Origin of the sequence: Streptomyces sp. NPDC003023 (assembly GCF_042888225.1) — a bacterium.
Lineage (GTDB): Bacteria > Actinomycetota > Actinomycetes > Streptomycetales > Streptomycetaceae > Streptomyces.
The window spans coordinates 103109-115640 of sequence record NZ_JBIAPL010000008.1 but is presented as its reverse complement, the minus strand read 5'-3'; the positions used below and the strand labels follow the sequence as shown (position 1 = coordinate 115640).

The window sequence follows — 12532 nt, the reverse complement described above, 5'->3', positions numbered from 1 at the left end:
GCGTGCCGAGGGTTCAGCGACGGCGTGCGGCGAGCATCAGGTCCTGGCGCAGGGCGTCGAACGCCGGCTTGACGGCGTAGTTCTCGTCGAGGACGTTGGCCGCGCCCTCGCCCTCGAAGGTGCCGGGCACCCACGAGTACTTGTCGGTGAAGCCCCAGAGGGTGAAGTCGGTGCAGCGCCTCGTCATCAGGCAGGCCTGCAGCAGCACGCTGTAACCGCGGGCCTGCGCCTGGAGCTTGACGGTGTCGGCGGGCAAGGGCATGCGGACGTCGGCCTCGGTGACCGCGCTCTCCATCCCGAGGTCGTCGAACCGCTTCAGGTTCGCGGCCACGTCGCCCGGGAAGCCGTACTGCACGGCGAAGTGACCCTGGAGACCGACGCCGTGGACCGGCACCCCGTCCCGACGCAGTCGCTTCCCCAGCTCGTACAGGGCGGTGCTCTTCGCACCCACACCCTCGATGTTGTAGTCGTTGATGTAGAGCTTCGCCTTGGGGTCCGCCTGATGCGCCCAGCGGAAGGCGTCCGCGATGTAGCCGGGGCCGAGGTTGCGCAGCCAGATGCTGTCGCGCAGCGTGCCGTCGTCGTTGAACGCCTCGTTGACGACGTCCCACTGCCAGATCCGGCCCTTGAAGTGGCGTACCTCCTCGGTGATGTGGCGGCGGAGGATCTCCCTGAGTTCGTCCGGGGTGAAGGAGCCCTCGGTCAGCCAGGCGGGCTGCTGGCTGTGCCAGACGAGCGTGTGGCCGCGCACCAGCTGTCCGTTGCCGCGGGCGAAGTCGACGAGCCGGTCGGCGGCCGCCCAGTCGTGTCTGCCGCGCTCCGGTTCGGTGAGCTCCCACTTCATGACGTTCTCCGCGGTGACGGCGGAGAACTCGCGGGCCACCGTCTCGCGGTAGGTGCTGTCGGTGACGAGCGCGGACGTGTCGACGGCGGTGCCGATGCGCAGTCCGGCCTTTCTGCCGAGCGCCCCGAGGGTCGCGGTGCGGTCCGCGCCTCCGGGCCGGGCGGCCTGGTCGCCGCCCACAAGTTCGCCGCGTCCCTGTACGCCGTGTGCCTGTACGCCGTGTGCCTGTACCCGGGGTGCCTGTACGCCGGGTTCCTGTGACCCGGTCGGGAAGGCCGGGGCGGCCTGGGACTGGGCGGACGCGGCGGGCAGGGCGAAGCCGGCGAGCAGCCCGGCCGTCGCGGCGCCGACGGCCAGGGTGCGGGTCACCTTGATCACAGACGTTCCCTTTCGAGAGGGCGGAGACTCCGAGTGGCTCCGGGGCTCACTCGGTTTCGAAAGTTTCGAGAATCGCTCCGCAATTTTCTGGGAACCTAGAGCCTGGTAAATCGGCGGGTCAATCCCCTTGCACGGAAGTCCTCCGACGGGTGTGTGCGCCCCTGCGAGATCAGCGGGAGATGCGATGCTCGGGAGGGACGCATCTGAACGCCATAGGCGCAGGGAGGCCTGACTCCATGTCACAGAACGGGTCGCGGCAGACGCAGCAGCGGAGCGGCTGGGTCAATCCGCTGCGGGACGCCCTCGACCGGCGGCTGCCCCGAATCGCCGGCCCCTCCGGACTGGTGATCTTCGGCGTCACCGGTGATCTGTCGCGCAGAAAGCTGATGCCCGCCGTCTACGACCTGGCCAACCGCGGTCTGCTGCCGCCCGGCTTCTCGCTCGTCGGCTTCGCCCGACGGGAATGGCAGGACCAGGACTTCGCGGAGGTGGTCCACCAGGCCGTCAGGGACCACGCCCGTACGCCGTTCCGTGAGGAGGTGTGGCGGCAGCTGTCCGAGGGGATGCGTTTCGTCCAGGGCGACTTCGGCGACGACGAAGCCTTCGAGCAGCTCAGGTCCACCGTCGAGGACCTCGACAAGGCCCAGGGCACCGGCGGCAATTACGCCTTCTATCTCTCCGTGCCGCCGAAGTTCTTCCCCGAGGTGGTCCAGCAGCTGAAGGACCACGGGCTGTCGAACGCGCCCAAGGGCTCCTGGCGCCGGGCGGTCATCGAGAAGCCGTTCGGCCACGACCTCGGCAGCGCGTGCGACCTCAACGAGATCGTGCACGAGGTGTTCGCACCGGACGAGGTCTTCCGCATCGACCACTACCTGGGCAAGGAGACCGTCCAGAACATTCTGGCGCTGCGGTTCGCCAACACGCTCTTCGAGCCGATCTGGAACCGGTCGTACGTCGACCATGTGCAGATCACGATGGCCGAGGACATCGGCATCGGCGGCCGGGCCGGCTACTACGACGGCATCGGCGCCGCCCGTGACGTGATCCAGAACCACCTCCTGCAACTGCTGGCGCTGACCGCGATGGAGGAACCCGCCTCCTTCGACGCCGCGTCCCTGGTCACGGAGAAGCTCAAGGTCTTCAAGGCCGTCAAGGTGCCCGCCGACCTGGCCGCCCACACGGTGCGTGCGCAGTACACGACCGGCTGGCAGGGCGGCGAGAAGGTCCCCGGCTACCTCCAGGAGGAGGGCATCGCGGCCGACTCCAGGACCGACACCTACGCCGCGATCAAGCTGGAGATCGACAACCGCCGCTGGGCGGGCGTCCCGTTCTACCTGCGCACCGGCAAGCGTCTCGGCCGCCGTGTCACCGAGATCGCGGTGGTCTTCCAGCGCGCCCCGCACTCCCCGTTCGACTCCACCGCGACCGCCGAACTCGGCGAGAACGCGCTGGTCATCCGCGTCCAGCCGGACGAGGGCGTGACGGTGCGGTTCGGCTCCAAGGTGCCGGGTACATCGATGGAGCTGCGCGACGTGACGATGGACTTCGCGTACGGCGAGTCATTCACGGAGTCCAGCCCGGAGGCGTACGAACGCCTCCTCCTCGACGTACTGCTGGGGGACGCCAACCTCTTCCCCCGGACCGAGGAGGTGGAGGAGTCCTGGCGGATCCTCGACCCGGTCGAGGAGTTCTGGGACCGCGGCGCGAAGCCCGCGCAGTACCCGGCAGGCACCTGGGGGCCCGCCGAAGCGGACGACATGCTCGCACGAGACGGACGGAGCTGGCGAAGGCCATGAAGATCGACCTCACCGACACCACGGCCGGCAAGATCAACAAGGCGCTCGTACGGGGCCGCCGGGCGATCGGCACCCCTGCCGTCGGCATGGTGCTCACCCTGGTCATCGTCACCGACGAGGAGAACGCCTACGACGCGATCAAAGCGGCCGGTGACGCCTCACGCGAACACCCTTCCCGCACGCTCGTGGTCATCAAGCGCCACGCCCGCTCGGCGCGCGACCGCCACGACACCCGCCTCGACGCCGAGGTGCGCCTCGGCAGCGACGCCGGGGCGGGGGAGACCGTCCTGCTGCGCCTGCACGGCGAACTCACCCACCGCGCCGACTCGGTGGTGCTGCCGCTGCTGCTGCCCGACGCCCCGGTCGTCGTGTGGTGGCCGGTGGACGCCCCGCCCGTTCCCGCCAAGGACCCGCTCGGCGCGCTCGCGCAACGGCGCATCACCGACGCCTACGCCGTGGAGCGGCCCATCGAGGAACTGGACGCCCGCGCCGCCGGGTACGAGCCGGGTGACACCGACCTCGCATGGACCAGGCTCACCCCGTGGCGTTCCCTGCTCGCAGCCGCTCTCGACCAGGCGCGTACCGACGTCGTCTCCGCCGTGATCGAGAGCGAGGCCGACAATCCCAGCGCCGAACTGCTCGCCCGCTGGTTCGCGGACCGGCTGGCGGTGCCGGTCGAACAGGTCGTCACCGACGGTCCGGTGGTGACCGCCGTCCGGCTGCACACCGTGGAAGGGGAGATCCTCATCGACCGGCCGGAAGGACCCGTCGCCCGGCTCAGCATCCCCGGCCAGCCCTCCCGTGTCCTCGCGCTGAAAGTGCGGAGCACGGCGGAGCTCATCGCGGAGGAATTGCGCCGGCTCGATCCGGACGAAGCGTACGCAGCGGCACTGCACGCCGAAATCACCGCACCCGCGCCGAAATCAGCCACGGAACCGCTCCGGGGGAACACTCCGTAATTACGCGGTTACACCGGTAAGGCCGGGGTCGGAAATCCCCGTCGCGCTGTGAAGGCTTCGTGAGGCACCGTCAAACAACTTTCGCCTGCCGTGAATCTGCACACCTACTGCTCAGGCGGCACACGGTCTCCCGACTCCGCCCTCCGTTCTGACCTGCGTGCACCGGTGTCTGTGCGGGAATGTCCACTTCGTTGCGGGCCGGCCGGGCGGCCTACCGGCGCGCGGATTCGACGATCCGGTGAAGAAGGTGGCGTCGATTCATGTAGAGGCGTCCACGCGGGGGCAATCAGGTGCCGTTCCCCGGGCGGATCCGTCCGGTGCGATTGGATGCTCAACGGCGTTGCGTGCTTTGATCCTTTGCACCGCGGGATTTCGAAGTCGGGTTCTCGGTTCCGGGAATCCCCCCACGCCCGCCGGCGTCCGGTCCGGCTCTTTTCTTGCGGCCGGGCGCAGTTATTCGCTATATCCACCCCGAAGGGAACTTCTCATGAGCTTCGTCCCCACCCAGGAGATCGCCGACTCCGAGCTCGACAACATCGCGGGCGGCCTGCACAGCCACACGGTGGACAACGTTCTGGCCGCCGCTGACATGATCGCCCCGGTCTCCGGCACCGTCGCCACGGCCACCGGCCTCGTCTCGGGTGTCACCGGCGTCAACGCCGCCGCCCTCACCGGCCCGGCCGCCGGCATCGTCGCGGGCCTCTAAGTCCCACGGCTCGCCGGCACCCGCTCTGCCGGCACAGCCGAGCCGTGTGCCCCGGAGCCGGCCAGGTTCCGGGGCACACAGCCGTGCGTCACCGCCCCGGTGGCGCAGCGCATAGGATTCCCCGTACCCACCCCGCACCCCCCCCCGCAGTTGAGGGAAGAGCATCGTGCAGTTCCGCCAACAGGCCCTCTCCAAGCTGCAGTCGCCCGAGCAGATAGACCTTCCGGTACGTTTCGCCCGGCCACAGGGTCTGCTCGTCCTCGCCGTCACCGTCGTCGTCATGATCGCCTCGGGCGCATGGGCCGTGACCGGCAAGGTGACCTCCACCCTGGACGCCCCGGGCATCCTCACCCACGCCCAGGGCAGTTATGTACTGCAGAGCCCCGTCGCCGGCCAGGTCACCGAGGTCCTCGCCGACGAGGGCGACCGGGTCCGTGCCGACGCGCCACTGCTGAAGGTGCGTACCGCACAGGGCGACACGGTCGTACGCACCATCGCCGCCGGCCGGCTGACCGCGCTCGTCGCCGCCATCGGGTCCGTCGTCACCCCCGGCGCGGACGTCGCGGCGGTCGAACGGATCGAGAAGGCCGACGACCCCCTGATGGCCGTGCTGTACCTGCCCGCCGGGAGCGGTTCGTCGGTGCCCGTCGGCGCGAAGGTGGACCTCAGCGTCCAGTCGGTGCCCACACAGCAGTACGGAGTGCTGCGCGGCCGCGTCAAGACCGTCGGCAGGACCGCCCAGACCCGGCAGCGCATCACCGCGTTCCTCGGCAGCAGCCAGCTCGGCGAGCAGTTCTCGCAGGCAGGCCAGCCGGTGTCCGTGCTGGTCGAACTGGACCGCACCACCCGCACCGGGTCCGGTTACCGTTGGTCCTCCTCCGACGGGCCGCCCTACCCGCTCGAATCCATGACCCTGACCGGCGGCGCCGTCCACCTCGCAGAGCAGCGCCCGATCGATTGGCTGCTGCCGTGACACAGACCGACCACGACGCGCCCGGACGGCAGTTGCCGCCCGCCGGCCGCGGCAGGCACCGTCCGGAGGCGCCGGCGCAGGGCGGCCGGCGCGGGGCCCGCCGCGCCGCGCCGCCGCGCCGCAGACAGCAGCAGAAGGGCCGCAGGCCGCGCGCGGTCAAGACCCCCACCGTGCTCCAGATGGAGGCCGTGGAGTGCGGCGCGGCCGCGCTCGCGATGGTCCTCTCCCACCACGGCCGCCATGTGCCGCTCGAGGAGCTCCGCATAGCCTGCGGCGTCTCACGGGACGGCTCACGCGCCAGCAATGTGCTGAAAGCGGCGCGCGGCTACGGGCTGAGCGCCAAGGGCATGCAGATGGAGGCGACGGCGCTCGCCGACGTGCAGGCGCCCGCCATTCTCTTCTGGGAGTTCAACCACTACGTCGTCTACGACGGCATGGGCCGCCGCTTCGGCCGTCGCGGCGTGCACATCAACGACCCCGACAAGGGCCGCCGTTTCGTGTCGTTGGAGGACTTCGACTCCAGCTTCACCGGCGTGGCCCTGGTCTTCGAGCGCGACCGCGGCTTCCGCAAGGGCGGCCGCAAGCCCGGCATCATGTCGGCCGTTCCCGACAGGCTCCGCGGGACCACGGGCACGCTGGGCGCCGCGTTCCTCGCCAGTCTTCTCCTCGTCGGCGTCGGCGCGGCCCTCCCGGCGCTCAGCCGTACCTACATCGACATGTTCCTGATCGGCGGCCGGACGTCGCTGCTCGGGACCCTGTTCGCCGCCATGGCCGCGATGGTGGTTCTGACGGCCGTGCTCACCGGCCTGCAACAGGCGAACCTGCTCCGCGGGCGGATCATCTCCTCCACTCTCGGCAGCGCCCGGTTCCTGCGGCATCTGCTGCGGCTGCCCGTCACGTTCTTCGCGCAACGCAGCCCGGCCGACCTGGTGCAGCGGCTGCAGTCCAACGACGCCGTGGCAGAGACACTCGCCCGCGACCTGGCGGCCGCCGCCGTCGACGGCATCGTGGTGATTCTCTACGCCGCCCTGCTGTGGAGCTACGACCCCCAGCTCACCGTGCTCGGGGTGCTCGTCGCGCTCCTCAACATCGTCGCGATGCGCATCGTCATCCGGCTGCGCTCCACCCACACCCAGAAACTGCGCGCCGACAGCGCCCGCCTCACCAACACCTCGTACACGGGTCTCCAGCTGATCGAGACCATGAAGGCCACCGGCGGCGAGAACGGCTTCTTCCGCCGCTGGGCCGGTCAGCACGCCACCACACTGGACGTCCAGCAGCGCCTCGGTGTGCCCAGCGCCGTCCTCGCCGTCGTCGCACCCACCCTCGCCACGCTCAACAGCGCGCTGATCCTCTGGATCGGCGGCCTGCGGGCCGTGGAAGGCCATATATCGATCGGTCTCCTTGTCGCTTTCCAGGCGCTGGTTGCCCGGTTCACCGCCCCGATCACCCGGCTGAACGGAGTGGCCGGCCGGATCCAGGACTTCGCGGCGGACATGACCCGCCTCAAGGACGTGGAGAGCTTCCCGGTCGACCCCCTCTACTCCCGCGACGAGCCCGACCCGAGCAGCCGCCGGCTCAAGGGCCACGTGGCGCTCGAGAACATCACCTTCGGCTACAGCCCGCTCGACGCCCCTCTGCTGAGCGGCTTCTCCCTCACCGTCGGACCGGGCCGGCAGGTCGCTCTCGTCGGCGGCTCCGGCAGCGGCAAGTCGACCGTCTCACGGCTGATATCGGGTCTCTACAGCCCGTGGGAGGGAACCATCCGCATCGACGGCCGACTGCTCGCGGACATCCCCCGCGGCGCGCTCGCCGCCTCCGTCTCCTTCGTCGACCAGGACATCTTCCTCTTCGAGGGCACCGTCCGCGACAACGTGGCCCTGTGGGACCCCTCGGTCCCGGACGAGGCCGTCGAGGCCGCGCTGCGGGACGCGGCGATCCACGACGTGATCATGCGCCGCCCCGACGGCATCCACAGCCGCGTCGAGCAGGACGGCCGCAACTTCTCCGGGGGACAGCGCCAGCGCCTCGAGATCGCCCGCGCGCTGGTCCGGCGGCCGAGCATCCTCGTGCTCGACGAGGTCACCAGCGCCCTCGACGCGGAGACCGAGCGCGTCATCATCGACAACCTGCGCCGGCGCGGCTGTGCGTGCGTCGTGATCGCCCACCGGCTGAGCACCGTGCGCGACAGCGACGAGATCGTGGTGCTCGACCACGGCACCGTCGTCGAACGAGGCCGCCACGAGGAGCTGGTCGCCGCGCAGGGGGCGTACGCCCAGCTGGTCAAGGAGCACTGACGTGTCGTCCGTACACCCCCCGGCCACCGGCCACCACCAGGCCCATCCCGTACAGACCGACCCGGTTGTCCATGCCCTCGGCGGCCTGGGCTCGCCCGTCGACTGCAGCGGCCTGCGCAGCCTGCATCTCGAAGGACCGCTGGTGCTGTGGCTCGTCGTGGCCGGCACCCTCGACCTGTTCGCGGTCGACGCCGCGGAGGAGGGCCACTGGCACTTCCTCGGCCGTCTCGAACCGGGCACGCTGCTCCTCGGCCCGGTCGAGGGCCCGCGGCACACGCTGACCGGCCGGCCGTCCCAGGACTGCGCGCTGCGCCGGATCGCGCTGCGGGAGCTGTACGTCCCGGAGTACGCCGAGAACCCGGATCACACGGGGTACGCGGATCACCCGGGGTACGCCCAGCCGTACCCGTCCGCCCACCAGGACCCGTACGGCCGTACGGCCGCGACCCAGCTGGAGTACGCCTTCGGCCTGGGCGTCGGCCGCGGCCTCGGGGTGCTGTTCGAGGCGCCCCTCGAAGGCCGTCCGGCCGCCGACGAGGCCATGGCCGACGACGACGTGCTGTGGATGCAGGTCGAACCCGGCAGTGTCCAGTACGGCGCCTCCTACAGCGCCGAGGCCGCGGGCGACCTCCTTGTCGAGGCCGCCATGTGGCAGAGCATGGTGAACCAGCAGTACCGGCTGCTGTCCGCGGTGGACGGCTGGATCGAACAGCTGGAGCGGGCCTACGAGGACCGGACCGCCGCCGGGATCAAGGCGGGCGCCGACGCCGGTGCCCGGGCCGACGAGGCGCTGCTCGCGTCCATCGGCAGGCGGGACCGGGCGTCGCGCGGCCCCGGTGGCACGGACGGGGACGACACCCTCCTCGCGGTGTGCCGGCACGTCGCCCGCGCCTGTGGGATCACCCTGACCGACCCGCCGAGAAGCGGCGGCCCCGAGGAGGACCGCGTCGGCCCCGTCGAACGCATCGCCGTCGCCTCCCGCATCCGCACCCGGCCCGTCCGCCTCCAGGGAAGCTGGTGGCGCACGGACGCCGGTCCGCTCGTGGGCCACCGGGCCGCCTCCGGCGCACCCGTCGCGCTGATCTGGCGCCGTGGACGCTACGAGGCGGTCAACCCCGTCAGCGGTTCGCGGACCCGGATCGGCAAGGAGAACGCCGACGAGTTCGACGAACGCGCCGTCATGTTCTACCGGCCGCTGCCCGAACTGCCCCCCAGCGCCTGGCGACTGGCCCGCTTCAGCCTCCGCGGCACCCGTATGGACCTGCGGAACCTGCTGCTCGCCGGCCTCGTCACGGTCGCCCTCGGCGCTCTCGTCCCGATCGCCACCGGGCAGGTGCTCGGCGTGTACGTGCCGAAGGCGGAGACCGGGCTGATCGTCCAGGTCTCGCTGGCCCTGATGATCACGAGCATCGTCTCGGCCGCGTTCATGCTGCTGCAGAACCTGACCGTCCTGCGCATGGAGGGACGGATCGAGAGCACCCTCCAGCCGGCCGTCTGGGACAGGCTGCTGCGACTGCCGACCAGGTTCTTCGCCGGACGCTCGACCGGAGAGCTGGCGAGCGCGGCCATGGGCATCAGCTCGATCCGCCGCGTCCTGTCCGGTGTCGGCCCGGTGGCCCTGCAGTCCACCACCGTCGGAGCGATGAACGTGGCGCTGCTGCTCTGGTACAGCGTCCCGCTGGCGCTCGCCGCCATCGGCATGCTGCTCGTCATCGGCGCGGTGTTCCTCGGCATGGGGCTGTGGCAGGTGCGCTGGCAGCGCAGGCTGGTGGAGCTGAGCAACAAGCTCAACAACCAGGCGTTCCAGACCCTGCGGGGACTGCCGAAGCTGAGGGTCGCGGCGGCGGAGAGCTTCGCCTACGCGGCCTGGGCCCGGCAGTTCGCCCGGTCCCGCGAGCTGCAGCAGCGGGTGGGCCGCATCAAGAACCTGACCACCGTGCTGGACGCCGTTTATCTGCCGCTCTGCTCGCTCATCATGTTCATGCTGCTGGCGGGACCGGCGCGCGGCTCGATGACGGCGGGCGAGTTCCTCACCTTCAGCACCGCCGTCACCATGCTGCTGACCTCGGTCACCCAGCTCACCGGCGTCCTCGTGTCGGCGGCGGCCGTGCTGCCCATGTTCGAGCAGGTGCGCCCCATCCTGGACGAGGCACCGGAGGTGCGCGGCGCGAGCGCGCAGCCCGGAACCCTGTCCGGCGCGATCGAGGCGAGGAAACTCACCTTCCGCTACAACGACGACGGCCCGCCCGTCCTCGACGACGTCTCGCTGCAGGTCCGGCAGGGGGAGTTCGTGGCCGTCGTCGGCCCGAGCGGCTGCGGCAAGTCGACCCTGCTGCGGCTCCTCATCGGCTTCGAACGGCCCGCGTCCGGCACCGTGCTGTACGACGGCCAGGACCTGGCGGCCCTGGATCCCGCCGCCGTTCGCAGGCAGTGCGGGGTGGTGCTGCAGAACGCGCAGCCGCTCACGGGGTCGATCTTCGACTGCATCTGCGGCGCGGAGACGTTCTCGCAGGAGGAGGTGTGGGAGGCCGCCGAGATGGCGGGTCTGGCGGAGGACATCAAGCGGATGCCGATGGGCCTGCACACCATGATCGCCTCGGGCGGCGCGATATCCGGCGGCCAGCGGCAGCGGCTGATGATCGCCCAGGCACTGGTGCGCCGGCCGCGCATCCTGTTCTTCGACGAGGCGACCAGCGCGCTGGACAACGAGACCCAGCGCGTCGTCATCGAGAGCACCCGCCGGCTGGACGCCACCCGCGTGGTGATCGCCCACCGGCTGTCCACCGTCATGGACGCGGACCGGGTGATCGTGATGGAGGAGGGCCGGGTCGTGGAGGAGGGCAGGCCCGCCGACCTCGTCGCCGACGTGGGCGGCCGGCTCCACGAACTGGTACGGCGACAGCTGGCCTGAGCGGCCGGCCGCGCCGTCCGCCGGAGGTGCCCTATCGCCTGCGCTGCGCGCCGCTGCCGGCGACGAGCGCGTCGCCCACGAGCCTGACCCCGCGGGCGAGCCGGCCGAGCTGCTCGAGCTCCACGGCGTACAGCCGGATGGTGTTCTCGATGACCGACTCCGCCACGCCCAGAGTGGGGAGTTCGGCCCGGGACGTCTGCAGGGCCACCCGTACCGCTCGCGCCTCGTGCTGTATCTGGAGCTGCGCGTGGCGGGCGAGAACGGCCGGGTGGCGGGTGAGCGTGGAGTAGCCGGCGTAACGGGCCGGCAGCAGATCACGCAGCCATCGGGACGCGGTGCGCTCCCAGCCGTGACTGCCCGGAGCCTTCACCTGGCAGGGCCAGTCCGGACTGATCGGGGAGAGGATCTGGGACATCGTCGTCGCTCCGGATGGTGCAGATGAACTCTGATCGAGAGATGTACGGCGGTCCCGGCCCAGGGGTTGACCGGGACCGCCGAGGGCGTCCGCGGCGGAATGCGGAGCCCGGATTGAACACAGGGACCCCGGCGCGAGGAGGGAGCGCCGGCACCGAGTGTTCGGTTGGGGGAGGGCTCGGATTCGCCCTCATGGCATCGGAGGACCCCGGCGCCAGGAGTAGTAAATATATTTACCGTCGAGTAAGCAAGGGTATGAAAAATTTCATGCGTCCTCTGGCATGAAAAAGTCCGGTAAGAGACCGGTTCGAGCTGCAAAAGACAGGCGGGTCAGTCGTCGAGGAAGAAGTTGTGCTGGTCGGCCACCTGCTCGTAGCCCTCCAGCCGCACCTGCGTCCGTTCCGGGTCCGCGTCCGCCATCGCCTGCAGCACGGCGGCCGACAGCACCCCCGGCGCCGCGTACGAGTCGAACACCAGCCGCGACCCCGTCCCCGCGGTGAGCGTCACGTCGGCCTCCTCCACGAGAGGCCCGAACGCCTGATCGGTGATCAGCGCGACCCGCAGCCCCGTACGGCGGGCCGCCCGCATCGCGGCCAGTGTCTCGTTGGCGTGCCGCGGCATGGCGAAGGCCAGCACCCATGTCCCGCCGGCCTCACGGGACTGCAGCAGCGCGTCGTAGGCCACGCTCCCGCCGCCGGTCACCAGCCGTACGTCGGGGTGGATTCGGCGCGCGGCGTACGCGAAGTACTCCGCGAGAGACACGGAGATCCGCAGACCGAGGATCGTCAGCGGCACGGAGAACGCCAGCTCCCGGCCGATGCCGAGCACCCTGTCGGTGTCGGCGAGCACCCGCCGCAGGCTCTCCAGGTTCTGGATCTCGGCGTCGACCGCCGACTGGAGTTCGTCCCGGCGGATCTCCGTACGGGTCTCCGGCGCCCCGGCGACCGCGCTCAGCGCGATCGGCTGCAGTGCCTCCCGCAGCGCGGGATACCCGCTGTAGCCGAGGGAGGTGGCGAACCGGGTCACCGACGGCTGGCTCACACCGACACGTTCCGCGAGATCGGTGATGGACAGGAACGCGGCCTCGGTCAGATGGTCGATGATGTACTGGGCGATGCGCCGCCGGCCGGGGGAGAGGCGGTGGCCTCCCAGCAGTGCGAGCAACCGCTCCTCGGGAGCGGGCTCCTGCTCCTCGGGCGCCCCGCCCGGGGTGATCGCGGCCGCCTGCGCACGTTCCTGCTGCCCTGATGGCAC

At 70.6% G+C, this 12532-nt stretch carries 9 protein-coding genes; 6 read left to right on the top strand and 3 right to left on the bottom strand.

Features of this window, described 5'->3' with window-relative positions; genetic code table 11:
• Nucleotides 1-13: 13 nt before the first annotated feature.
• On the bottom strand, nucleotides 14-1222 hold the full coding sequence (locus ACFYV1_RS25090) for an endo-1,4-beta-xylanase (protein WP_389397818.1): 1209 nt from the start codon (nucleotides 1220-1222) through the stop codon (nucleotides 14-16).
• 236 nt (nucleotides 1223-1458) lie between these two features.
• Here ACFYV1_RS25090 and zwf point away from each other — a divergent pair, with 236 nt between their 5' ends.
• The 6 genes from zwf (at nucleotide 1459) to ACFYV1_RS25060 (ending at nucleotide 10864) form a co-directional block, all read left to right on the top strand.
• Nucleotides 1459-3018 (top strand): glucose-6-phosphate dehydrogenase, encoded by a 1560-nt coding sequence (gene zwf / locus ACFYV1_RS25085; protein ID WP_389397817.1) that lies wholly within the window; start codon nucleotides 1459-1461, stop codon nucleotides 3016-3018.
• Complete coding sequence (gene opcA / locus ACFYV1_RS25080; RefSeq protein WP_389397816.1) at nucleotides 3015-3977, top strand: glucose-6-phosphate dehydrogenase assembly protein OpcA; 963 nt, start codon at nucleotides 3015-3017, stop codon at nucleotides 3975-3977. Before zwf ends, opcA begins: the two co-directional genes overlap by 4 nt.
• A 487-nt stretch (nucleotides 3978-4464) precedes the next feature.
• A complete protein-coding gene (locus ACFYV1_RS25075; protein WP_389397815.1) occupies nucleotides 4465-4683 on the top strand; it encodes a type A2 lantipeptide in 219 nt (72 codons plus the stop codon).
• Nucleotides 4684-4849: 166 nt separating this feature from the next.
• Nucleotides 4850-5656 carry a hypothetical protein gene (locus tag ACFYV1_RS25070; protein WP_389397814.1) on the top strand — a complete coding sequence of 269 codons (807 nt, stop codon included), beginning with the start codon at nucleotides 4850-4852 and terminating at the stop codon, nucleotides 5654-5656.
• Nucleotides 5653-7953 carry an NHLP family bacteriocin export ABC transporter peptidase/permease/ATPase subunit gene (locus ACFYV1_RS25065; protein ID WP_389397813.1) on the top strand — a complete coding sequence of 767 codons (2301 nt, stop codon included), beginning with the start codon at nucleotides 5653-5655 and terminating at the stop codon, nucleotides 7951-7953. The genes ACFYV1_RS25070 and ACFYV1_RS25065 overlap by 4 nt, the downstream gene beginning before the upstream one ends.
• Before the next feature lies 1 nt (nucleotide 7954).
• Entirely contained in the window at nucleotides 7955-10864 is a 2910-nt protein-coding gene (locus ACFYV1_RS25060) for an NHLP bacteriocin export ABC transporter permease/ATPase subunit (RefSeq protein ID WP_389397812.1), read from the top strand.
• 31 nt (nucleotides 10865-10895) lie between these two features.
• Here ACFYV1_RS25060 and ACFYV1_RS25055 read toward each other — a convergent pair whose 3' ends face one another.
• Nucleotides 10896-11279 (bottom strand): hypothetical protein, encoded by a 384-nt coding sequence (locus ACFYV1_RS25055; protein WP_389397811.1) that lies wholly within the window; start codon nucleotides 11277-11279, stop codon nucleotides 10896-10898.
• A gap of 329 nt (nucleotides 11280-11608) precedes the next feature.
• Nucleotides 11609-12532 carry a MurR/RpiR family transcriptional regulator gene (locus tag ACFYV1_RS25050; RefSeq protein WP_389397810.1) on the bottom strand — a complete coding sequence of 308 codons (924 nt, stop codon included), beginning with the start codon at nucleotides 12530-12532 and terminating at the stop codon, nucleotides 11609-11611.